This is a genomic window from Paracoccus sp. R12_2 (genome assembly GCF_017744015.1).
Taxonomy (GTDB): domain Bacteria; phylum Pseudomonadota; class Alphaproteobacteria; order Rhodobacterales; family Rhodobacteraceae; genus Paracoccus.
The window spans coordinates 236185-258492 of the sequence record NZ_JAGHRA010000001.1 but is presented as its reverse complement, the minus strand read 5'-3'; the positions used below and the strand labels follow the sequence as shown (position 1 = coordinate 258492).

Here is a 22308-nt window from a genome sequence, read left to right as displayed (position 1 = left end):
CGTCACTGGCTGGCGCGCGCACGCTCCAGCGCGTCGGCGCCGCTGGCCTTGACGCCATGTTCGAAGATCAGCCAGGTCTGCGGCGATTTCACCTTCAGAACGCCGCCGTAATATTCCATCCCGGTCGCTTGCTGCAGGACCGACAGGAACCGGTTTTCGATCTTCTGGTCCTTGCAGGTGGCCTTGGTCGAGATGATCGGCGACAGCGACACAGCCGGCAGTTCGGCATTGTTCTGTGCCGAATAGCTGTTGCACGGGGCGTTGCCCGACAGGCGCTTTTCTTCGACAAGCAGGCTGACATTGCGCAGCGGCACGGTCTGACCGTCCATGCCGACCAGCACATAGTTGCCGCCCGGGATGAAGCCGCGATCCTCGCCCCCGGCGACGGCTGCGGGAGAGGTCGGCTCGCATGCGGCCAGCGCCAGTGTGGCGAAAGCCGCGGTCAGGGCAAGACGGGGGCGGTTCAGGCGGGGCATGGCGGTCTCCTTCGGGCGCGAATCACTTGTGAACGCGATAAAATCGTCGCGGTTCCAGCACTCTAGCCCAAACGATCCTAGCCCAACAGCCGTCGCGCGATGACCTGAGCCTGAATTTCCGCCGCGCCCTCGAAGATGTTCAGGATGCGGGCATCGCACAGAACCCGGCTGATCTGGTATTCCAGCGCGAAACCGTTGCCGCCGTGGATCTGCAGCGCGTTGTCTGCCGAGGCCCAGGCCACACGAGCGCCAAGCAGCTTGGCCATGCCGGCTTCCAGATCGCAGCGATGGCCGTGATCCTTTTCCCAGGCGCTGAAATAGGTCAGTTGCCGGGCGATCATGATTTCCACGGCCATCATCGCCAGCTTGTCTGCAACGCGCGGGAATTCGATCAGCGGTTTGCCGAACTGCTTGCGGTCCAGCGCGTATTGCAGGCCCAGCTCCAGCGCGTTCTGCGCCACGCCGATGGCGCGGGCTGCGGTCTGGATACGGGCCGATTCGAAGGTCTGCATCAGCTGCTTGAAGCCCTGGCCGGTGACACCGCCCAGAAGATTCTCGCCCTTCACCTCGAAGCCGTCGAAGCCAAGCTCGTATTCCTTCATGCCGCGATAGCCCAGCACTTCGATCTCGCCGCCGGTCATGCCGGGGGTGGGAAACGGGTCGTCATCCGTGCCCGGCGTCTTTTCGGCGATGAACATCGACAGCCCGCGATAATCGGTCGTCTCGGGATCGGTGCGCGCCAGCAGCGTCATGACATGGGTGCGGGCAGCGTGCGTGATCCATGTCTTGTTGCCGGTGATCTTCCAGGTCTCGCCGTCCCTGACGGCGCGGGTCCGCAGGCTGCCCAGATCGCTGCCGGTATTGGGTTCGGTAAAAACCGCGGTGGGCAGGATTTCCCCGCTGGCCAGTTTCGGCAGCCAGAGTTCCTTCTGCGCATCGGTGCCGCCGCCGATGATCAGCTCGGCCGCGATCTCGCTGCGGGTGCCAAGGCTGCCGACGCCGATATAGCCGCGCGACAATTCCTCGCTGACGACGACCATCGCGGCCTTCGACATGCCAAGTCCGCCCAGTTCCTCGGGAATGGTCAGGCCGAATACGCCAAGTTCGGCCAGTTCCTCGATGATTTCCATCGGGATCAACTGGTCCTTCAGATGCCATTCATGGGCGTGCGGCACCACCTTGTCGTCGGCCCAACGGCGGAACTGGTCGCGGATCATTTCCAGGTCCTCGTCCAGCCCGGTCGCGCCGAAGGTCGCGCTGCCGCGGTTCACGGCGATCAGCGCGGCCAGCCGCGCCCGCGCCGCAGGCGTGTTCGCGGCCATCATCTCTTGCGCCGCGTCCGACGGGGACCAGTCCACGCCCAGATCGGAAAGCCGGGCGAATTCGTTCTGGCTCATCATTATGCCGCCGGCGATCTGGGTCAGGTATTCGCCAAAGCCGATCCGGACGATCAGATCCTCCAGCTCGCCCGACACGCGGCCCGACCATGCCGCCAGTTGCTTCAGTGATTCCACATAGGTCGCCAGCCAGGACAGCGCATGCGCGGCATGCTGATGCATCTCCAGCGCGGCTGGGTCGATCCTGCCCTCGGGGGCGATCATGGTGCGCAGGCCGTCGGTGGCGCGGGTTTGCAGATCCTCGATCTCGGACAGGACGGTGCTGGTCTGGTGCGGCATGTCTTTCATCGATTCGTCCTCTTGCGGCAATGCAGCATTGCTAGTGCTTTCGCAGTCGCAGCGCAACTATAATGCGTGAAGATATGGTTTTCCGACTGAAAATGTCTCGCCCGTTTCGCCCGATCATGAGTGTCGTGGCAAAGAAGAAGCGGCATTTCCTTTCCCGACCGCGCGGCATAGCGTGCGCGCATGTTCGGGCTTGAGATCTGGCAGTTCTGGGCGGTGGTTCTGATCACGCTTTTCGCGGGCTTCGTGAAGGGTGCGGTCGGGTTCGCGATGCCGATGATCATGCTGTCGGCCTTTGGTTCGATCCTGCCGGCGACGACCGCGCTGGCGGCGCTGATCCTGCCGACGCTGTTGACCAACGTGCAACAGGCGTTCCGTCAGGGGACCGGTGCGGCATATGGGTCGGCGATGAATTTCCGCTGGCATATCGCGATGGTGCTGATCTTCATCGCGATTTCGGCCGGGTTTGCTCGGGCGATCCCGCAAGGCGTCATGTATGCAATGCTGGGTGTGCCGATCGTGGGGTTTGCGCTGTGGCAACTGTCGGGCCGGTCGCTGGCGCTGCCGGTCGATCATCGTCGGCGGGCCGAGATCGGAACCGGGATCATCGGTGGTCTTTACGGCGGGATCTCGGGCATCTGGGGGCCGCCGCTGATCGTTCTTCTGCTGTCTCTGGGCGTTGACAAGCGCGAACAGGTGCGCGTTCAGGGCGTGGTGTTCCTGCTGGGTGCCGTGGTGCTGATGGCGGCGCATCTGGCCTCGGGCGTGCTGAATGCGCAGACGGTGCCGCTTTCGGCGATCCTGTGTGTGCCGGCCGTTGCCGGGATGCTGGCGGGCTTTGCCTTGCAGGACCGGCTGGATGTGGTGCAGTTTCGGCGCTGGACGCTGATACTGCTGGTGCTGACCGGGCTGAACCTCGTGCGCCGAGCTCTCGATTTCTGGATATGACATGACCGACGCCGCAGACCTGACCGCCCGCCTGATCCGATGCCCGTCCGTGACCCCCGAAGAGGGCGGCGCGCTGGTCCTGTTGGAAGACATGTTGCGCGCAGCCGGGTTCGAGGTGCATCGCGTCGATCGTGGCGACACCGCCAACCTGTTCGCGCGCTGGGGCGCGAAGGGCGCGCGCAGCATAGGCTTCAACGGCCATACCGACGTGGTGCCGCCCGGCGATCTGGGATCGTGGACGCACCCGCCCTTTTCCGGCCATGTCGAGGACGGCACGATCTGGGGGCGCGGCGCGACCGACATGAAATCCGGCGTCGCCGCCTTCGTCGCCGCCGCGATCGACTTCGTCTCCCAGACGCCGCCCGACGGCGCCGTGATCCTGACCATCACCGGCGACGAGGAAGGGCCGTCGAAGGACGGCACCATCGCGATCCTCGACTGGATGGCCGAACAGGGCGAGCGGATGGATGTCTGCATCGTGGGCGAGCCGTCGAACCCCAGCGAGATGGGCGAGATGATGAAGATCGGGCGCCGCGGTTCGGCGACGTTCCGGATAAAGGCCAAGGGGGTGCAGGGTCATGCCGCCTATCCGCACCGCGCCAGAAACCCGCTGCATGCGCTGACCCTTTATCTGAACGATCTGATCGCCGCGCCGCTGGACGATGGAACGGACCATTTCGATCCCTCGGGTCTGCAGATCACCTCGATCGACTGCGGCAACCCGGCATCGAATGTCATTCCCGAAACCGCGACCGCGGTCGTGAATATCCGCTTCAACGACCTGCATAGCGGGGATTCGCTGACCGCCGATCTGACCCGACGTGCCCGCGATATCAGCGACCAAACTGGCGTCGCGCTGACGGTTCAGGCCGATATCTCGGGCGAGGCGTTCCTGACCCAGCCCGGTCCCTTCGTCGATCTGGTGCGCGATGTCGTCGCCGGGCAGACCGGGCGGCGGCCCGAACTGTCCACCTCGGGCGGGACATCGGATGCGCGCTTCGTCAAGGATCACTGTCCGGTCGTGGAATTCGGGCTTGTCGGGCGCTTCATGCATCAGGTCGATGAACGCGTGCCCGTCGCGCAGGTCGGGCAGTTGAAGGACATCTATCAACGCATTCTGGAAAGATATTTCGAATGAGGCCCGGATGAGGATCGAAACGACCGAGGATATCGACACCTGCCGCGCCCTGCGCCGCGCGGTTTTCATCGACGAACAGGGGATCCGCGAAGAGGACGAATGGGACGATCTGGACGGGCAGGCGATCCATCTGCTGGCATGGCAGGAAGGCGCGCCGGTCGGCACCGCCCGGATCCTGACCCAGGGCGAGGTGGGCAAGATCGGCCGGGTCTGCGTGCTGCCCGTGGCCCGCGGCACCGGGCTTGGCAGGCAGTTGATCCGCGCCGGCATGGATGTGCTGCGTGCGCGTCCCGGTCTGACGATCGTGAAGCTGGGCGCGCAGACCCATGCGATCGGCTTCTATGAAAGTCTGGGATTCGTGGTCGACGGCCCCATATACGACGACGCGGGAATCCCGCATCGCGACATGATCCGCGAATTGTGATGCCCCCTGCTGCGCTTCGCAGCCATCTCTGTTAGGCAAGTTCCATGACCCAGATACCCAGCAAGCAGCAGATCATGGATTGGGTCGCCGATCATCCCGACGCCAATTCCAAGCGCGACATCGCCAAGGCGTTCGGGATCAAGGGCGCGCAGCGGATCGAGCTGAAGCGGCTGCTGAAGGAACTGGAGGCCGAGGGTCATCTGGAACGTCGGCGCCGCCACTATATGGACGCCGAGAAGCTGCCGCCGGTGACAGTTCTGGAATTGCTGGCCCCCGACGGGTCGGGCGATCTGTTCGCGCGTCCGCTGGAATGGCGCGGCGAAGGGCCGATGCCGAAGATCCTGTATACGCCGCGCCAGACCGATCCGGCGCTGGGACGGGGCGAGCGTTTCCTGGCCCGTCTGGTCGAGGTGCATGGCGAGGATCATCAGTATCAGGCGCGGCTGATGCGCCGCATCACCGCGACGCCGAACCGCATCGTCGGCATCTTCCGGAAAGAGACCGAGGGCGGCCGCATCGTGCCGATCGACAAGGGGCAGGACAAGGAATGGCGGGTCCGCCCCGACGCCACGCTTGGCGCGCAGCCGGGCGAACTGGTGCAGGCCGAACAGGCCGGACCCAAGGGGCGCCTGGGCCTGCCGCTGGCGCGGATCGTGGACCGCCTGGGTGATCCCTCCGCACCCAAGGCGGTCAGCCTGATCGCCATTCATCAGCACGGCATCCCCGACGAATTCCCCGCCCGCGTGATCGACGAAGCCGAATCGCAAAAGCCCGCCACCATGAAGGGCCGCGAGGATCTGCGGGATCTGCCGCTGGTCACCATCGACCCGTCCGACGCGCGCGATCACGACGATGCCGTCGGTGCGCAGATCGAAGAGGACGGCGGCGCGACGATCTGGGTCGCCATCGCCGATGTGGCGCATTATGTCCGCCCCGGCAGCGCGCTGGATCGCGAGGCGTGGACGCGCGGCAATTCGACCTATTTCCCCGACCGCGTGGTTCCGATGCTGCCCGAGGCATTGTCGGCGGATCTGTGTTCGCTGCATGAACAGGTGGACCGACCGGTGATCGCGGTGCGGATGCGGCTTGATGCGCAGGGCAACAAGGTCAGCCACAACTTTCATCGCGGTATGATGAACAGCCGCGCCAGCCTTGCCTATGAACAGGCGCAGGCGGCCGCCGACGGCAATCCGGATGCGCAGACCACACCGCTGATCGACAGCGTCATCAAGCCGGTATGGCATGCTTACGGCCTGCTCAGGGATGCGCGCGCGCGGCGTCAGCCGCTGGATCTGGACCTGCCCGAACGGCGGATCGAACTGACCCAGGACGGACGCGTGAAATCGGTGAATTTCCGTGAACGCCTCGATGCCCACAAGCTGATCGAGGAATTCATGGTTCTGGCCAATGTGGCCGCCGCCGAGGAACTGACCCGCCGTCAGCGCCCGCTGTTGTTCCGGGTCCACGAGGAACCCAGCCTGGACAAGATCGACGCGCTGCGCGAAGTGGCGCAGGCGTCGGGTTTCACGTTGGCCAAGGGGCAGGTGCTGCATACCAGCCATCTGAATCGGCTTCTGGCGCAGTCCGAGGGCACGGATTTCGACGAGCTGATCAATATCAGCACCCTGCGGTCGATGACGCAGGCCTATTACCACCCCGAGAATTACGGCCATTTCGGTCTGGCGCTGAAAAGCTATGCCCATTTCACCTCGCCCATCCGGCGTTATTCGGACCTGATCGTGCATCGGGCGCTGATCACCGCGCATGGCTGGGGCGGCGGGCGCGACGGAAAGGCCGATGGGTTGTCCGAGAACGACATGGACAGGCTGGCCGAGACCGCGACCCATATCAGCGAAACCGAACGCCGCAGCATGGCGGCCGAACGCGACACGACGGACCGTTATCTGGCCGCCTATCTGGCCGACCGTGTCGGCGCGGAAATGTCAGGCCGGATCAGTGGCATCCAGCGCTTCGGGGCATTCGTCAAGCTGGACGAAACCGGCGCCGACGGGCTGCTGCCGATCCGTGACCTGGGCCGCGAATATTTCCATTTCGACCCCGATGCGCAGACGCTGATCGGTGCCGATACCGGCTTGGCAATCGGCATCGGCCAGCGCGTCACAGTGCGCCTGACCGAGGCGGTGCCGGTCACCGGGGGACTGACGCTGGAACTGCTGGAACTTGACGGCGATCCGCTGCCGCAGGGTCAGTCCAAGGGCAAGCGCGGCCGCGCACCGCGCCGCATGTCCACCAAGTCCCGCCTGGCCGAGGTCAAGCGTGCCGCGAAACGCAAGCGCAAGCGATAGCTGGTGGGGTCCGTCCGAATGACCGATCTGCCGCCCGCCATCATCCTTGCCGGAGGCCGGGCGACCCGCATGGGCGGCGGCGACAAGCCATTGCTGCGGCTTGGCGACCTGACGCTTCTTGACCGTGTGATCGGGCGGCTGCAGCCGCAATGCGGCGCGATGGCGCTGAACGCGAATGGCGATGCGGCGCGGTTTTCGGCCTTCGGCCTGCCGGTCATCGCCGATTCCCTGCCGGACCATCCCGGTCCGCTTGCCGGAATTCTGGCCGGGATGGACTGGGCCGCCGGGCATGGGGCCAAGGCAGTTGTCAGCGTGGCTGCGGATACGCCTTTCTTTCCCGCTGATCTGACCGACATGCTGGCACGCAACGCGGGGCCGGCGGGCCTTGCGCTGGCCGCCAGCCGTGATGCGACGGGCCGCCTGCGCGAACATCCGACCTTCGGTCTCTGGCCGGTTGCCCTGCGCGACGACCTGCGCGCCACGCTGCACGCCGGTCAGCGGCGCGTGCGCAGCTTTGCAGCGGCATATTCGCCCGGTCTTGCCGTCTGGTCCGATGATCCGTTCTTCAACGTCAACACGCCCGAAGACCTGGCCCGCGCCCGGCTGATCGGCGCGACGTGACGCCTAACCCGCCCAGGGCGGCGCGGTCGATCGGCCCACAACCAGGTCGGCCTCCATCAATTCCTGACGGGGCGTGGGATCGCCCGTCTCGATCTTGTCGATCAGCATCGCGGCGATCCGGCGTCCGGCCTCGCGGACCGGGGATCGCATCGCGGTGAAGATCGGAACCGCCCCCGGATTGCGCAGATAGGACAGATCATCGTCGAAACACAGCACAGACATGTCCGCACCCAGGCGCAGCCCGGCTTCTTCCAGTGCCTGCTTGACACCATGCGCGATGACGGTGGACGAACACAGCAGCGCCGTCGGCGGCTCGGGCCGGGCCAGCAGGCGCAGCGTCGTCCGATAGCCGTAAGCGGTCGTCATCTCGTCCGACAGGGCCAGTTCGGGCTGCGGCGATACGCCCGCCTCGGCCAAGGCCTGCAACCACCCGTCGCGGCGGCGGGTGGCGAAATCCAGCGAATCGTCGCCGTTCAGCAATGCGATACGCCGATGTCCCAGCTGCAGCAGGAACGCGGTCGCGCGGTGAAAGGCGCGCTGGTTGTTCACATCGACCCAGGAATAGGGCGCGTCATGGCGGCTGACCCGGCCATGGACGACAAAGGGCAGACCGATCTTGTCCAGCAGCGCCGGGCGCGGATCGTCATGGCGGGGGAACTGCACCACGACACCGCCGACAAGACCCTTGGATTTCAGCTGCCGATACGCGGTTTCCTGTTCGTGGTCCTGCACGGCGCAAAGATTGATCTCGAACTTGCGATGGGCGCATTCCTCGCCCAGACCGGCCAGGAAATCGGTATAGATCGGGTTCACGATCTCGTTCCGGCCCGACATCGGCAGCACGCAGCCAAGCGCCGCGGCCCGACCCTTGGCCAGGAACCGGGCATGCGCGTTCGGCGCATAGCCGTGCCGCCGCGCGGCCTCGACCACGCGGGCGCGCGTGCGGGCGCTGACCTCGGGATGTCCGTTCAGTGCCCGGCTGACGGTGGTTTGGGACACGCCCACCAGTTCCGCGAATTGCTTGAGGTTCATGCCTTGTCCCGTCTCCGGGCGACGCGCGGACCGCCCCGCCTCAGGGCGCAGAGACTGCCCCGCCGCGCGGTTCCGCGCAAGTATTCGCGGCAGGACAGCCGATCACCGGCAACCCGACGCGTCTTTCGCGGCTTGTGTCGATGTATTTCGCTTTCTTTGATGGACCAGATCGTTTCAATGCATCCTTTTCCCGACCTCATCCGTGGATGGTCACGACAGCAGGAGATTTCGCCGTGATCCTTCACGCCAAGACAGGTTCCCTGAAACCGCCGGTCGCGCCCCGGCGCATCGCCGTGATCGGCAGTGGCATTTCCGGGCTGGGGGCCGCCTGGCTTCTTGACCCGCATCACGATGTGACCCTGTTCGAGTCCGAGCCTCGCCCCGGTGGCCACGCGCGCACAGCCCGCGCATTGGGAACTGCGGTCGATACCGGCTTCATCGTCTGCAACCGGCGCACCTATCCGCTGTTCATGCCGCTACTGGATCACCTTGGTGTCGCGACCGAGCCTTCGGATATGAGCTTTTCGGCCAGCTTCGGCACCGGGCGCTATGAATACGGCACCGGCAACACGGCTGCCCTGTTCGCGCAGCGCCGCAGGGCGATGGATCCCCGCCATCTGCTGATGCTGCGCGACATCCTGCGTTTCTTCCGACGGGCGATGGAATATCGGTCCAGCGGTGCGTGTATCGGCGCGATGCTGGACGAGCTGCGCCTTGGCACAGAGTTTCGTGACAGGTTCCTGTTGCCGATCTCGGGGGCGATCTGGTCCACGCCGCCGCATGGCATGCTGGAATTTCCGGCGGCCAGCTTCGTGCAGTTCTTCGACAATCACGGGCTGTTGTCGGTGCGCGGACAGCCGAAATGGCGGACCGTGTCCGGCGGGTCGCAGGCCTATGTCCAGGCGATCCTGGCGCGGCTTCGGGGGCAGGTCCGGCTGGACACGCCGGTGTTGCGCGTCACGCGCGGCGATCAGGACGTGACAGTCGTCACCAAGCGCGGGCCCGAGCGGTTCGATCGTGTCGTGTTCGCCACCCACGCGCCGCAGACCCTTTCGCTGCTGGATCACCCGGATCCCGATGAACGCGCGATCCTGTCCCGGTTCCGCACCCAACCCAACCACATGGTGCTGCATTCCGATCCCCGCCTGATGCCACGCCGCAAGGCCGCATGGGCGGCGTGGAACTATATCACCCGCGCGCCCCGCCCCGACCCGGCGGCGCCGATCAGCCTGTCCTACTGGATGAACCGGCTGCAGAACCTTGATACGCCCCGACCCCTGATCGTGACGCTGAATCCGGAATTCGAACCCGACCACATCCACGACCACGCCATGATGCATCACCCCGTCTTCGACGAGGGCGCGGTCCGCGCACAGTCGCGCCTGCCCTCGATTCAGGGGCGGGGCGGGGTGTATCATGCCGGCGCATGGACACGTCACGGCTTTCACGAGGACGGGTTGCTGTCGGCGCTTCGGGTCGCGCAGACGATGGGGATAGATTGGCCGCTGGGGCAGGACCCCTGGGCCGAGGAGGCTGCAGCAGCATGACCGATCTGTGGAACGGGGCGCTGATCCCGACGCGGATATGGCACGGGCGGCGCGGCGACGTGGCCCGCGAGTTCCGGTATCGCGCGACCTATCTGGCGGTGCCGGTCGCGGCGATTGATGCGGGCCGCGCGGCGCTGCCGGTGGACAGGCCGGGGCTGTGGTCGCTGAGGCGCCGCGATTACGGCCATCGCGATGGTACGTCCCTGTCGGATTTCATCGCCGGTCTGCTTGCCCCCGCCGGATTGGCGGATGCGCACGACGTGACGCTGGTCACGCTGCCGCGCAGTTCGGGTTACGGGTTCAACCCGGTCAGCTTCTGGCTGTGCCGTGACGATGCGGGCGATCTGCGTGCGGTTCTGGCCGAGGTGTCGAACACGTTCGGGGAATGCCACCGCTATCTGTGCCACCGGCCCGATCTTGGCCCGATCACCCGCACCGACCGGCTTCAGGGCGAGAAGCTGTTCCACGTCTCGCCGTTCCTGCCCCGGTCGGGCCGCTATCTGTTCCGCTTCGATCCCGGGCCGGACCGGTTCGGCGCTTGGGTTGACTGGCAGTCGGCGGACGGGCGCCGCGGCCTCGGCACGTCGATGGTGGGGCCGGCCCTTCCGCTGACGCGGAAATCGGCGCGCAACGCGGCCTTGCGTCATCCGTTCCAGTCGCAGAAAGTGATCGCATTGATCCACTTGCAGGCCGCGCTGCTGTTTCGGCGCGGGATAAGATACCTGCGCAAACCGTCGCAACTGCCTGGCCGCGTCTCGCATGCCGACCGGCAGCGCGAAACAGGGGAATGAGGCGATGTTCGAGCGCAGATTTGCCCGCGAATTCCTGAAGACCGCCGAAGCGATCGAGTTCGGCACGCTGACCGTCCAGACACCCGAGGGCCACACCCATCATTTCGGCGGGCTGCGTCCGGGGCCTGACGCGACGCTGATCATCCATGACTGGCGGGTGGTCGCGGCGCTGGCTGCCAAGGGCGATATCGGCCTGACCGAGGCTTATCGCGACGGCTGGTGCGATATTCCCGATCTCGAGGCGCTGTTGCGCATGGCGCTGATGAACGAGGACGTTCTGGACGCCTATATCTACGGCCGCAGGTTGAACGCGATGGCGGCGCGCGCGGTCTATTTCCTCAACCGCAACACCCGCGCGGGGTCGCGGCGCAACATCCAGGCCCATTACGACTTGGGCAACCAGTTCTATCGGCTGTGGCTGGACCCCAGCATGACCTATTCCTCGGCGCTGTATGGGCCGGGTGACGACCTGACTGCCGCACAGCAGCGAAAGTATGACCGGATCATCGACAATCTGGACGGGGCGTCGGGGCGGCTGCTGGAAATCGGCTGTGGTTGGGGCGGTTTTGCCGAACGTGCGCTGGCGCGCGGCGATTTCGCCCCGAAGGGCCTGACCCTGTCGTCCGAGCAGGCCGACTATGCCCGCGCGCGGTTGGGGTCGGGCGCGCAGATCGCATTGCAGGATTATCGCGACGAGGACGGGCGCTTCGATCATGTCGTCTCGATCGAGATGTTCGAGGCGGTGGGCGAACGCTATTGGCCCGCCTATTTCGGCAAGCTGGGGCAGGTGCTGTCCGACCGCGGGCGCGCGATGATCCAGGTCATCACCGTCGCCGACCGGTATTTCCTGCGCTATCGCAAAAGCGGCGACATGATCCGCAGTTTCATCTTTCCCGGCGGCATGCTGCCCTCGCCCGCGCGGTTCGAAGAAGAGGCGCGCCGGGCCGGGCTTGCGGTGCAGGACGCGTTCGGTTTCGGCCGGGACTATGCGCGGACCCTGCGCGAATGGCTGACCCGCTTCGATGATGCCCTGCCACAGATCCGCGAACTGGGTTTTGACGAGGGGTTCATCCGCGTCTGGCGGTTCTACCTTGCCGCCTGCGCGGCCTCGTTCGAGGTGGGGCGCACGGATGTGCTGCAATACCGCCTTGCCCATGCCTGACGGGGAACGGCGCAGCCCGGCGGACGTTTATGTTTGCTGGGCACGCGCCTGAAAGGATCAGTATGTCGAAACCTTCCCGGATCTGGATCATCGGCGCCAGTGACGGCATCGGCCGTGAACTGGCGCGTCAATACGCCGCCGAGGGTGCCCGTCTGGTGTTGTCCGCCCGGCGCCAGGATGCCTTGCAGGCCCTTGCCGACGAGATCGGCGGGGCCGAGATCCGGCCGCTGGACGTGGCCGACCGCGCCAGTCTGGATGCCGCGGCCTCGGCCATCGCCGCAGGCGGCAGTCTGGACCGGATCGTGCATCTGGCGGCGCTGTACGATCCGGGGCGCATTGCCGATCTTGACCCCGACATGGCCGCACGGATCGTGACCGTCAACCTGACCGGCACCTTCCATGTCGCGCAGGTCGGCCCGCCCTTGTTGCGGCGCGGCGGTCAGCTGGCGCTGTGCGGGTCGGTCGCGGGCTATGTCGGCCTGCCGCAGGGTCAGATCTATTCCGCCAGCAAGGCGGGCGTCATCAATCTGGCGGAGAGCCTGCGGGCGGAACGCTCGGATCTGGATATCCGCCTGATATGCCCGGGCTTCGTCGAAACGCGCCTGACCGAGAAGAACGAATTCAGGATGCCCGCCCTGATCCAGCCCGACAAGGCCGCCACCGCGATCCGCACGGGACTGGCGCGCGGCGGGTTCGAGATCCATTTTCCGCATCGCCTGACCCGCAGCCTGAAACTGATCCGTGCGCTGCCTTACTGGTTGTCGCTGCCCCTGACACGCCGTCTCAGCCGCGAGGATTCTGCATGAGGACGTCGCTTGCCCTTGCCGTTCTGTTTGCTGCGCTGGCCTTTGCCGTCTCGCCGGCGATCTTCCAGAATTTCGCCGGCTATCCGCCCGGCATCTTTCCGGTCCCGCAGGACGATCCGCCGATCCAGCCGGCCGGCTACGCGTTCTCGATCTGGGGGTTGATCTATGCGTGGCTGATCGCCGGCGCGGGATACGGTGTCTGGCGGCGCGCCGATGACGACGATTGGGCTGCGATGCGGCCGCCCTTGCTGGCAAGCCTTGTGATCGGGTTCTTCTGGCTTGGGGTCGCGTCGCGGTCGCCGATCTGGGCGACACTGATGATCCTTCTGATGCTGGGCTTTGCGCTGGCCGCGTTTCTGCGGGCTGGACACAGGGATGCGGTCTGGCAGATCAGGCCGGTGGCGCTGTATGCGGGCTGGCTGACCGCAGCTTCGGGCGCGTCGCTGGGGATCGTGCTGGCTGGCTATGGGATTTTGTCCGCACAAATATCGGCGGTGCTGTGCCTGTTGGGCGTCACCGCCATCGCCCTTGTCGTGCAGGCGACCAGGCCCTGCGAATGGGCCTATCCCATCGGGGTCATCTGGGCGCTGATCGCGGTGATCGTCGCCAATATCTCGCCCGTCAACCTCGTGGTCGTCCTGCTCGCGGCATTGGCATCGGCGCTGCTGGCAGGCCGTGCTATCCTGTTCGCGACTCGCAGCTGAGAAAGGCCCCCGCCATGCATCGCCGCCTGTTTCTGACCCTTGCAACCGCCGTATCCGCAGCCGTGACCGGCGTGGCCACCCGCCGCGCCTCGGCCGAGCCGATGCCACGTTTCACCTTCCCGTCGATCGATGGCGGGCTGCTGGACAGCGCCGATTGGCAGGGCAAGCCCGTGCTCGTGGTCAACACCGCCTCGCTGTGCGGTTTTGCCGGACAATTGCGCGACATGCAGGCCATGCACGAGAAATATGCTGCGCAGGGCCTGATCGTGGTCGCGGTGCCCTCGAACGACTTCAACCAGGAACTGGACGACGGCAAGAAGGTCAAGGAATACTGCACGCTGGAATACGGCATCACCCTGCCGATGACCGATATCCTGCATGTCGCCAAGGGCGAGGTGCACCCCTTTTATCAATGGGTCCGACAGCAGACCGGCTTCGTGCCGAAGTGGAATTTCTCCAAGGTGCTGCTTGACCCGCAGGGCCGCGTCCTTGGCACATGGGGATCTTTCACCAAGCCAGACGGGCCGCAGATCCACGACGCACTCGCGCCCTATCTCTCGGCCTGAGGCGACCCTACCATTCGACCCTCTGGCCCTTCCAGTCGCGGAAACCGCCGCTGTCATCGGGCGACAGTCCGTCGATCACGGACAACAGCGCCTCTGCGCTGCGGTCCGGCGTGATCGTCGGATAGCGGTCTGCATATCGCGCGGTCAGCGGTGTCTCGACCGTGCCCGGATGCAGCGCGACGAAGATGCTGTGCCGGTTGCGGCGTTTCCATTCGATCGCGGCGCAGCGGATGATCTGGTTCTGCGCGGCCTTGGCGGCGCGATAGCCGAACCAGCCGCCAAGCCGGTTGTCCCCGATCGATCCCACGCGCGCCGACAGGGACGCAAAGACCGCGCGCCGGTCGCCCGCCAGCAACGGCCCGAAATACCGGATCGCCAGTGCCACCCCGGTCGCGTTCAGCGCGAATTGCCGCGCCATCGCATCGGCATCGGCGGCATCGAAGCTTTTCTCGGGCCGGCTGCCGTCAATCATCAGCGCGCCGGTGGCATTGAAGATCAGGTCGAATCGCTGCCCGTCCAGCCGCGTGGCGTGATCGCTCAGCGTCGCCGCATCGGTCAGATCCAGACCGTCGCCGCTGCGCGACAGGCCGGTGACATCGGCCCCGCCATCACGCAGACGCGCCGCGACTGCCGCGCCGATCCCGCCGGACGCGCCAAGGATCAGCGCCCGCATCAGCCGACCATCCGCGCGACCATCACCCCCGCCCAGGCCGAGAACCCGGTCAGGAACCCGCCCCAGGCGGTGTCCGCGATGACCTGCTGCCACGACCAGTCGCGCATGATCGCCAGGCTGGTGAATTCATAGGTGCCATAGCACATCAGCCCCAGCAGGGCGCCTGCCAGCGCGGCCTGGACCGGCGCGCCATCGCGCAGCGCCGGGACCGATACGAAATACAGGACGCCGACGATATAGAAGGCATAGAACGCCGCTGCCGGGCCAAGCCGGAACGGATCGGCCAGCAGATCGCCGATATGGCGTTCGAAGATCGGGCGGATGATGGTCCTGATGCCCACCACGTCCACGGCAAGAAAGATGACCAGCGTCGAGATGTAGAGAACGGCGATCTTCATGGGCTCACTCCTTGAAATCCTCATAGGCCGTCAGCGCCCGCGCGCGCCCCTGCGACAACGAGATCGCGGGAACGGCCATGCGCTGCAGGTCGATGTTCCAGGATCGGGGCGCGGCTTCCGCGAATGACGATGCGCCCGGCGCGCCGGGCTTCAGCCAGTGGTCGCGATAGCGTGCCTTTGCGTCGAATTTTTGCGCCTGCGTGTCGGGGTTGAAGACCCGGAAATAGGGCGATGCGTCGGGGCCGCAGCCGGCCACCCACTGCCAGTTCATCGCGTTCGACGCCGCGTCCCAGTCGGTCAGCGTCCGGGCAAACCAGTCCAGCCCGACACGCCAATCGGTCAGCAGGTGCTTGGTCAGATAGCTGCCGACGACCATCCGCACACGGTTGTGCATCCGGCCGGTCACGAACAATTCGCGCAGACCGGCATCGACCATGGGCACGCCGGTCCGCGCCCGCCGCCAGTCCTCGGCCTCGTTGTTGTCCCGCTTCCATGGAAAATCGTTCCACTCGTTGCGCCAGCAGGTGCGGTCCATGTCGGGGCTTTCGTGGAACAGCTCGCGCGCGAACTCGCGCCAGGCCACCTCGCGCAGGAAATCCTCGACGCCCTGTCGCCCGTTCTCGCGCGCGGCCAGACCGACATGCCAGATCCTGCGGGCGCTGATCTCGCCCACCGCCAGCGCATCCGACAGGCCGGAAGTGCCCGACGCGCGCCACGGCTGGTCGCGATGCGTGCCGTAATCCCCGACAGGACCGTCCAGAAACGCATCCAACCGGTCGCGGGCCGCGTCTTCGCCTGCATCGATGTGCCCGGCCACGACATCCCATCCCCGGTTCATCGCCGATCGCGCCTCGGGCCAGTCGGTTTCATCGCTGTCGGGCCAACTCTGGGGCAGATTCAGCGTGGGCGGATCCAGCGGCCGGTCGATATCGACCGCGCGCATGGCCCGCCAGAACGGCGTGAACACCTTGTAGATCCCGCCCTCTTGGGTCCTGACCGATCCGCGCGGCACCAGATCGGCCAGCGGATGCAGATGCAGCGTCGCGCCGCCGCGTTCGGCGGCCGCCTTCAGCCCGTGGTCGCTGGCAAAAGGAAAGCCTTCGGTGGTGTGAACCGCGTCCGCGCCTGTCTGCCGCGCGACCTGTTCCAGGATCTCGGCGGTGTCGCCCCGACGCACGATCAGTCGGCTGTTGTGACGGTGCAGCGCGGCCTGCAGACGGGGCAGCGACAGGGCCTGACGCTGTGCGCTGGCGGGATGCGCCTCGGCCTCGGCCGGGTCCAGGATGACCAGCGGTATCACCGGCCCCGAACTTGCCGCCGCCACCAGTGCGGGGTGGTCGTCCAGCCGCAACACACGGCGGAACCAGCATATTGCCACCATCATCTTCTCCTTGCACCTGTCGCAGACACACGCATGACGCGGCAGAAAGTTTCCTTCGCAAAGCGGGTTTTCCGACAGCCCGCGCATCGCCGCAGCATTGTCAGAACCGGGCGGGGTGGTATAGCAGACGTCAGGTTGCCGCAGCGAAAGCCATTGCCCCAGTGCCCGATCCAGTGCCCGATCCTGCAAGATCCCCCGGCTTCGTATCGCTTGTGTCGGCGGGACCGGGCGACCCCGAGCTGCTGACGCTGAAAGCCGCGCGCCGTCTGGCCGAGGCCGAGGTGGTGTTGTTCGACGATCTGGCGTCGGGGCCGGTGCTGGACCATGCGGGGCCGGATGCCGAACTGATCGCGGTCGGCAAGCGCGCCGGTCGGCCCTCGGCGCGGCAGGATCACGTCAACGCGCTGCTGGTCAGCCACGCGCGGGCCGGACGCCGGGTGGTGCGGCTGAAATCCGGCGACGCGGGCATCTTCGGGCGGCTGGAAGAGGAACTGATCGCCCTGACCGATGCCGCGATCCCGTTCGAGATCGTGCCAGGCGTCACCTCGGCCAGCGCGGCGGCGGCGGCGGCGGGTCTGCCGCTGACACGCCGCCTGACCGCGCGGCGGGTGCAGTTCGTGACCGGCGCCGACGTGACCGGCCAACTGCCCGAGGACATCAACTGGGCCGCCATCGCCGATCCGTCCGTGACGACGGTCGTGTTCATGGGCCAGCGCAGCTTTCCGAGACTGGCCCGCGGGTTGCGCGACCACGGGCTGCCGGGCACCACCCCGGCGCTGTTCGCCGAAGCCGTGGGACACCCCCATCAGCGACTGGTGCGGACCACCGTCGAGGCGCTGGCCAGAATGATGGAGAACGCCGAGGTCAGCCAGCCCGGCCTGATCCTGTATGGGCCGCTGGCCTTTCGTGGCGCCGGGGAAGGTTCCGAAGAAGACAGCTAAAATGTCGGCTAATTCGGCCTGTTACCGACACCCGCATGCATGGCTTGTTAAGCGCTCACCCCTAGATTCGGACGGGTCTGGGACTTTGTGCGCGGACAGGACATGCTATCCCATCGCCTCGTGGTCACCTATGGGACCACGGAAACAAGCTGGCTTTCGAATGTCACCGATCTGGCGGTCGCCCGCATCGGGGGACAGTGGATGCTGTTCAGCACAACCCATGTCGGCGGCGGCGTGGCCAGCTTCGCGATCGGTGGTGCCGAAACCGGGCTGCATCTGGTTCAGGGACTGGGGTACCCGCAGGACTTCACCTATCAGGGCGATCCGGAACTGGCGATTCTCGACCTGCCGGACGGCAGTTTCCTGCATCTTGGCCAGCTTGGCGGGGCGGTCGATCTGGGAATTCCGGTGGACGGGCTTGGCAACCTGTCGGGCTTTGACGGGCTGTTTCCGTCCGGGCAGCTTGGCGACCGGGTCACGGCGCTGGGGCATTTTTCCAGCGCGGCGGGGGATTTCATCTATTCGGGACATGCGGGCGACCTTACGCTGAAGGTTCAGCGCGTGCTGCCCGATGGCAGCCTGCAGACCCGCTCGACACTGCAACTGCCCGCCAGCGATGCGATCCCCGGCGCCGGACTTGACCAGCTTCTTGACGTGACGGTCGGCAACCAGCGGCTGCTGGTGGCGATTTCGTCGGGCGGGAATTTCATCTCGACCCACCGGATCGGCGAGGATGGCGTGCTGGGCGCGGGGGCGATGCATGTCGCGGCACAGGGGATGGGATACGACATTCCCGCCCATGTCGGCACGCTGCAGTTCGGCGGCAAGACCTTCCTGGTCGTCGGGGCGTCGTCCTCGTCCTCGCTGTCGGTCTTTCGGCTTGGCGCGGATGGCAGCCTGACCGCGACCGATTACATCATCGACGAACTGACGACCCGCTTTCAGAACATCACCGGGCTGGCGACCGTTGTCGTCGATGGGCGCGGCTACGTCATCGCGGCGGGGGCCGATGACGGGGTCAGCGTCTTCACGCTGCTGCCCGACGGCCGGCTGCTGTTCCTGCAATCCATCGCCGACAGCAATGGCATGACGCTGTCCGATGTCAGCGCCATCGCCGCGCAGGTGATCGACGGCAAGATCGCACTGTTTGTCGCCAGCCAGTCCGAAACGGGGGTGACGCAACTGGTGCTGGATCCCGGTGACCTTGGCCAGACCGCGTTTGCGGGGCAGGGAACGGTGTCGGGCGGCGCCGGTGACGACATGCTGGTGGCGCAGGCCGGCACCACCCGGCTGGAGGGCGGGGCGGGCGACGACATTCTGGTGACGGCCAGCGAGGATATCATGCTTGTCGGCGGCGAGGGCGCCGATACCTTCGTTGTCACCCGTTTCGACGGGCGGGTGATCGTGCATGATTTCGAACTTGGCGCCGACCGGCTGGACCTGTCGATGCTGGGGATGATCCGCAGCACCTGGCAGCTTGGCTTCCAGTCCTATGACTGGGGCATCCGCATCACCTATGGCAATTCGATCCTGGATGTCCGCAGTCGCGACCGCACGCCGCTGGAGGCTGCGGATTTCAGCAACGCGATGTTTCCCATCGCGCATTACTGGCTGCCCGAACGCGACCCGGTGGATATCACGCCCGATGATGCGCCGTCGGATATCGGCAGATGGCTGTTCGGCACCGCAGATGCCGACCAGATGACGGGCGGCCAGGGCGGCGACTATATCGATGCCGGCGCGGGAAATGACATTGTTTCCGCCGGCGCGGGTGCCGACACCGTTCTTGGACAAGGCGGCGACGACGTGCTGCGCGGCGGTGACGGCGACGACCGGATCATCGGTGCCGCGGGCCGGGACACCCTGTTCGGCGACGCGGGTGACGATCATCTGGCCGGCGATGCAGGCAACGATCTTGCCTATGGCGGCGATGGCGCCGACACGCTGACCGGCGGCGCCGGTCAGGACAGCCTGTATGGCGGCGACGGCAATGACAGCATCGATGGCGGCGATGACGACGACACGCTGGTCGGCGATGCAGGCGACGACCAGTTGACGGATCTGGCGGGCCACAACCGTTTTGTCGCAGGCGATGGCGACGACACGCTGAACGCGGGCGGCGGCTATGATCTGATGTATGGCGGCGGTGGCTGGGACGCGCTGTATGGCGGCTGGGGCAACGACACTCTGTACGGCGATGCGGGCAATGACGCGCTTTGGGGGCGGGTCGGAAACGACGACCTCCATGGCGGAGAAGGCGCAGACCGGATCGCGGGCGGAAACGGCAATGACCGCATCTGGGGCGATGACGGCAATGACACCCTGGATGGCGAGGGCGGAAACGACACGCTGAATGGCGGCGACGGCAATGACCGGCTGGTTGATTCATCGGGACATAACCGGCTGATCGGCGGCGCGGGAAACGATACGCTGGTTGCGGGCAGCGGCTATGACCTGATGCATGGCGGCGATGGCCATGACCTGTTGGAGGGCGGCTGGGGCCGGGACACGATCAACGGCGATGCGGGCAATGACAGGCTGCTGGGGCAGTCCGACAATGACAGCCTGTCGGGCGGCGACGGCGATGACTCCCTGTGGGGTGGCAATGGCTATGACACGCTGTCGGGCGGAAACGGGAACGACATGCTGGAAGGCGATTCCGGCAATGACCGCATGGACGGCGGTGCTGGTGATGATCGGATCACCTCGATGCTGGGCCACAACCGGCTGATCGGCGGGACCGGAAACGACACGCTGACCTCGGGCCGCGGCTGGGACCGGCTTTTCGGTCAGGCCGGGAACGACCTGCTTTACGGCGGCTGGGGACGCGACACGCTGAAGGGCGACTGGGGCCACGATACCATCCACGGAGAGATGGACAACGACGCCATCTACGGCGGCAACGGCAACGATCTTCTGTATGGAAATCTGGGCAACGATCTTTTGCGCGGGGATGCCGGGCTGGACAGGCTTTACGGCGATGCCGGGCGTGACAGCCTGTATGGCGGCGATGGCGATGACCGGATCTACGGCGGTGGGGGTGACGACCGGTTGTGGGGCGATGATGGCAACGATCGCCTGGACGGAGGCTGGGGTCGGGATTCCCTCAGCGGCGGCGCTGGCCACGACTATCTGATCGGCGGCACGGGCGATGATCTGCTGCGCGGCGGGTGGGATGATGATACGCTGGTTGGCGGCGATGGCGGCGACACGCTGGACGGCGGCGGCGACAATGATATCCTGATCGGCGGAACCGGTGACGATCTGATCTCGGGCGGGGACGGCGACGACCAGCTTCGCGGAGATGTGGGCAACGACACGCTCATCGGTGGTTCCGGGGCCGACCGGCTGATAGGAAATGCCGGTGCCGACGTCTTTCGCTACGATTCCCTCAGGGACAGCGGGACCGGCCGGCACTCCGACCTGATCCTGGATTTCACGCCCGGACAGGACCGGCTGGATCTCAGCGCGCTGGACCTGAGGTATCGGGGCAACCGGGGCTTTTCGGACGACCATCAGCTGCGCTGGTTTCATAGCGGTGATGAAACCCGGGTCATCGTGGATGTCGATGGTGATGGACGCGCCGACATGCAGATCCGGCTTGACGGGCACCTGACCCTGGATGGCGACGATTTCCTGCTTTAGCCGCGCGTGCCGTCCAGCCGCATCGCTGCCCATCTTGCCGCGTCGGCCACCGCGCCGTCTGCGTCTTCGGTCAGGGCCTGGGTGACCGGTCTCAGACTGGGCGTGCCGGAATTGCCGATCGCATACAGCACGTTGCGCACCAGCCGGTCGCGGCCGATGCGCTTGATCGGACTGCCCGAAAATCGCTCACGGAATCCTGCATCGTCCAGCGCGGCCAGTTCGGCCAGCGGCGGGGCGCCGACAAGGCCGCGATAGCGCATCTCGGCACCTTCGCGCGCGAACTTGTTCCACGGGCAGACCGCCAGACAGTCGTCGCAGCCATAGATCCGGTTGCCCATCAGCGGCCGCAGATCCGGATCGACCGGGCCCTTGTGTTCGATCGTCAGATAGGAAATGCAGCGCCGCGCATCCAGCTGGAACGGGGCGGGAAACGCGTCGGTCGGACAGATGTCCAGACAGGCCCGGCAACTGCCGCAATGCTCGCCCTCGGGCGCGTCCTCGGGCAGGTCCAGCGTCGTGAAGATCGCCCCCAGAAAGAACCAGCTTCCCAGATCGCGGGCCAGCAGGTTGGTATGCTTGCCCTGCCAGCCCAGCCCGGCGGCCTGCGCCAGCGGCTTTTCCATGACCGGGGCGGTATCCACGAAGACCTTGATTTCATGGCCTCGCGCCTGTTCCAGCAACCAGCGCCCCAGCCGCTTCAGTCGCTTCTTGACCAGGTCGTGATAATCGCGCCCCTGGGCATAGACGCTGATCGCCGCCCGGTCGCGCGCCTCCAGCACGGCCATCGGATCATGGTCGGGGGTATAAAGATCGGCCAGCATGATCACCGCGCGGGCTTCGGGCCACAGCGCCGAGGGATCGCCGCGCCAATGGCTGCGCTCGGCCATCCAGCCCATCTGCCCATGCCGTCCGGCGCGCAGGAACGACTGCAGCCGACCGGCGATCTCGGGCACGGCGTCGGGGCGGGCAATGCGCATCTTGGCGAACCCGATCGCCTCGGCCTCGGCGGCCAGCGCGTCTTTCAGTTTCTCGTTTGCCGAAATACCCCGGGGGGGATCGCCGTCAGG

Annotated in this window: 20 protein-coding genes; 13 read left to right on the top strand and 7 right to left on the bottom strand. The window is 66.0% G+C overall.

Annotated features, from left to right (window positions below):
* Window positions 1-2 precede the first annotated feature (2 nt).
* Window positions 3-476, bottom strand: a complete 474-nt coding sequence (locus J7359_RS01230) for an META domain-containing protein (protein ID WP_209054700.1) — start codon at window positions 474-476, stop codon at window positions 3-5.
* 77 nt (window positions 477-553) lie between these two features.
* A complete protein-coding gene (locus J7359_RS01225) occupies window positions 554-2152 on the bottom strand; it encodes an acyl-CoA dehydrogenase family protein (RefSeq protein WP_247740127.1) in 1599 nt (532 codons plus the stop codon).
* Between the two features lie 189 nt (window positions 2153-2341).
* Here J7359_RS01225 and J7359_RS01220 point away from each other — a divergent pair, with 189 nt between their 5' ends.
* From J7359_RS01220 to mobA, 5 genes are read left to right on the top strand one after another with little or no spacing between them, the layout of a single operon-like run.
* Window positions 2342-3106, top strand: a complete 765-nt coding sequence (locus J7359_RS01220) for a sulfite exporter TauE/SafE family protein (protein ID WP_209054698.1) — start codon at window positions 2342-2344, stop codon at window positions 3104-3106.
* A gap of 1 nt (window position 3107) precedes the next feature.
* Window positions 3108-4244 (top strand): succinyl-diaminopimelate desuccinylase, encoded by a 1137-nt coding sequence (gene dapE / locus J7359_RS01215; protein ID WP_209054697.1) that lies wholly within the window; start codon window positions 3108-3110, stop codon window positions 4242-4244.
* 7 nt (window positions 4245-4251) lie between these two features.
* A complete protein-coding gene (locus J7359_RS01210) occupies window positions 4252-4668 on the top strand; it encodes a GNAT family N-acetyltransferase (RefSeq protein WP_209054696.1) in 417 nt (138 codons plus the stop codon).
* A 44-nt stretch (window positions 4669-4712) separates the two neighbouring features.
* Entirely contained in the window at window positions 4713-6974 is a 2262-nt protein-coding gene (gene rnr / locus J7359_RS01205; RefSeq protein WP_209054695.1) for a ribonuclease R, read from the top strand.
* 18 nt (window positions 6975-6992) lie between these two features.
* Window positions 6993-7595, top strand: coding sequence for a molybdenum cofactor guanylyltransferase MobA (mobA, locus tag J7359_RS01200; protein WP_209054694.1), 603 nt, complete (start codon window positions 6993-6995; stop codon window positions 7593-7595).
* Window positions 7596-7598: 3 nt separating this feature from the next.
* On the opposite strand, the gene J7359_RS01195 is transcribed toward mobA, so the two are convergent.
* A complete protein-coding gene (locus J7359_RS01195) occupies window positions 7599-8627 on the bottom strand; it encodes a substrate-binding domain-containing protein (protein ID WP_209054693.1) in 1029 nt (342 codons plus the stop codon).
* 233 nt (window positions 8628-8860) lie between these two features.
* Between J7359_RS01195 and J7359_RS01190 the strand changes: the two genes are divergently transcribed.
* From J7359_RS01190 to J7359_RS01165, 6 genes are all read left to right on the top strand, one after another.
* Window positions 8861-10174, top strand: coding sequence for an FAD-dependent oxidoreductase (locus J7359_RS01190; RefSeq protein ID WP_348524312.1), 1314 nt, complete (start codon window positions 8861-8863; stop codon window positions 10172-10174).
* Window positions 10171-10965, top strand: coding sequence for a DUF1365 domain-containing protein (locus tag J7359_RS01185; protein WP_209054691.1), 795 nt, complete (start codon window positions 10171-10173; stop codon window positions 10963-10965). Before J7359_RS01190 ends, J7359_RS01185 begins: the two co-directional genes overlap by 4 nt.
* Window positions 10966-10969: 4 nt before the next feature.
* Window positions 10970-12127, top strand: a complete 1158-nt coding sequence (locus J7359_RS01180; protein WP_209054690.1) for a cyclopropane-fatty-acyl-phospholipid synthase family protein — start codon at window positions 10970-10972, stop codon at window positions 12125-12127.
* Window positions 12128-12189: 62 nt separating this feature from the next.
* Window positions 12190-12933, top strand: coding sequence for an SDR family NAD(P)-dependent oxidoreductase (locus J7359_RS01175; RefSeq protein WP_209054689.1), 744 nt, complete (start codon window positions 12190-12192; stop codon window positions 12931-12933).
* Window positions 12930-13637, top strand: a complete 708-nt coding sequence (locus tag J7359_RS01170; RefSeq protein WP_209054688.1) for a TspO/MBR family protein — start codon at window positions 12930-12932, stop codon at window positions 13635-13637. The genes J7359_RS01175 and J7359_RS01170 overlap by 4 nt, the downstream gene beginning before the upstream one ends.
* A gap of 14 nt (window positions 13638-13651) precedes the next feature.
* Window positions 13652-14203 (top strand): redoxin domain-containing protein, encoded by a 552-nt coding sequence (locus tag J7359_RS01165; RefSeq protein WP_209054687.1) that lies wholly within the window; start codon window positions 13652-13654, stop codon window positions 14201-14203.
* Between the two features lie 7 nt (window positions 14204-14210).
* Here the strand turns inward: J7359_RS01165 and J7359_RS01160 are convergent, their stop codons facing one another.
* Genes J7359_RS01160 through J7359_RS01150 form a run of 3 tightly spaced genes read right to left on the bottom strand, consistent with a single transcriptional unit; the run spans window position 14211 to window position 16655 of the window.
* The gene (locus tag J7359_RS01160) at window positions 14211-14876 is read right to left on the bottom strand and encodes an SDR family NAD(P)-dependent oxidoreductase (protein WP_348524311.1); all 666 of its coding nucleotides are present in this window, start codon (window positions 14874-14876) and stop codon (window positions 14211-14213) included.
* Complete coding sequence (locus J7359_RS01155) at window positions 14876-15274, bottom strand: DUF2177 family protein (RefSeq protein ID WP_209054686.1); 399 nt, start codon at window positions 15272-15274, stop codon at window positions 14876-14878. The genes J7359_RS01160 and J7359_RS01155 overlap by 1 nt, the downstream gene beginning before the upstream one ends.
* Window positions 15275-15278: 4 nt before the next feature.
* Window positions 15279-16655, bottom strand: coding sequence for a deoxyribodipyrimidine photo-lyase (locus tag J7359_RS01150; protein ID WP_247740098.1), 1377 nt, complete (start codon window positions 16653-16655; stop codon window positions 15279-15281).
* Window positions 16656-16816: 161 nt separating this feature from the next.
* Between J7359_RS01150 and cobA the strand changes: the two genes are divergently transcribed.
* Together cobA and J7359_RS01140 are read left to right on the top strand one after the other, a co-directional pair.
* Window positions 16817-17596 (top strand): uroporphyrinogen-III C-methyltransferase, encoded by a 780-nt coding sequence (gene cobA / locus J7359_RS01145; RefSeq protein WP_348524310.1) that lies wholly within the window; start codon window positions 16817-16819, stop codon window positions 17594-17596.
* A gap of 102 nt (window positions 17597-17698) precedes the next feature.
* On the top strand, window positions 17699-21241 hold the full coding sequence (locus J7359_RS01140) for a calcium-binding protein (RefSeq protein ID WP_247740097.1): 3543 nt from the start codon (window positions 17699-17701) through the stop codon (window positions 21239-21241).
* On the opposite strand, the gene queG is transcribed toward J7359_RS01140, so the two are convergent.
* Entirely contained in the window at window positions 21238-22284 is a 1047-nt protein-coding gene (queG, locus tag J7359_RS01135; RefSeq protein ID WP_209054977.1) for a tRNA epoxyqueuosine(34) reductase QueG, read from the bottom strand. The two genes, J7359_RS01140 and queG, sit on opposite strands and share 4 nt — an antisense overlap.
* Window positions 22285-22308 lie beyond the last annotated feature (24 nt).

Bases quoted from the DNA above. Each gene is read 5' to 3' on its own strand.
- J7359_RS01230 (WP_209054700.1), bottom strand. From the start codon at position 476: ATGCCCCGCCTGAACCGCCCCCGTCTTGCCCTGACCGCGGCTTTCGCC.
- J7359_RS01225 (WP_247740127.1), bottom strand. From the start codon at position 2,152: ATGCCGCACCAGACCAGCACCGTCCTGTCCGAGATCGAGGATCTGCAA.
- J7359_RS01220 (WP_209054698.1), top strand. From the start codon at position 2,342: ATGTTCGGGCTTGAGATCTGGCAGTTCTGGGCGGTGGTTCTGATCACG.
- dapE (WP_209054697.1), top strand. From the start codon at position 3,108: ATGACCGACGCCGCAGACCTGACCGCCCGCCTGATCCGATGCCCGTCC.
- J7359_RS01210 (WP_209054696.1), top strand. From the start codon at position 4,252: ATGAGGATCGAAACGACCGAGGATATCGACACCTGCCGCGCCCTGCGC.
- rnr (WP_209054695.1), top strand. From the start codon at position 4,713: ATGACCCAGATACCCAGCAAGCAGCAGATCATGGATTGGGTCGCCGAT.
- mobA (WP_209054694.1), top strand. From the start codon at position 6,993: ATGACCGATCTGCCGCCCGCCATCATCCTTGCCGGAGGCCGGGCGACC.
- J7359_RS01195 (WP_209054693.1), bottom strand. From the start codon at position 8,627: ATGAACCTCAAGCAATTCGCGGAACTGGTGGGCGTGTCCCAAACCACC.
- J7359_RS01185 (WP_209054691.1), top strand. From the start codon at position 10,171: ATGACCGATCTGTGGAACGGGGCGCTGATCCCGACGCGGATATGGCAC.
- J7359_RS01180 (WP_209054690.1), top strand. From the start codon at position 10,970: ATGTTCGAGCGCAGATTTGCCCGCGAATTCCTGAAGACCGCCGAAGCG.
- J7359_RS01175 (WP_209054689.1), top strand. From the start codon at position 12,190: ATGTCGAAACCTTCCCGGATCTGGATCATCGGCGCCAGTGACGGCATC.
- J7359_RS01170 (WP_209054688.1), top strand. From the start codon at position 12,930: ATGAGGACGTCGCTTGCCCTTGCCGTTCTGTTTGCTGCGCTGGCCTTT.
- J7359_RS01165 (WP_209054687.1), top strand. From the start codon at position 13,652: ATGCATCGCCGCCTGTTTCTGACCCTTGCAACCGCCGTATCCGCAGCC.
- J7359_RS01160 (WP_348524311.1), bottom strand. From the start codon at position 14,876: ATGCGGGCGCTGATCCTTGGCGCGTCCGGCGGGATCGGCGCGGCAGTC.
- J7359_RS01155 (WP_209054686.1), bottom strand. From the start codon at position 15,274: ATGAAGATCGCCGTTCTCTACATCTCGACGCTGGTCATCTTTCTTGCC.
- J7359_RS01150 (WP_247740098.1), bottom strand. From the start codon at position 16,655: ATGGTGGCAATATGCTGGTTCCGCCGTGTGTTGCGGCTGGACGACCAC.
- J7359_RS01140 (WP_247740097.1), top strand. From the start codon at position 17,699: ATGCTATCCCATCGCCTCGTGGTCACCTATGGGACCACGGAAACAAGC.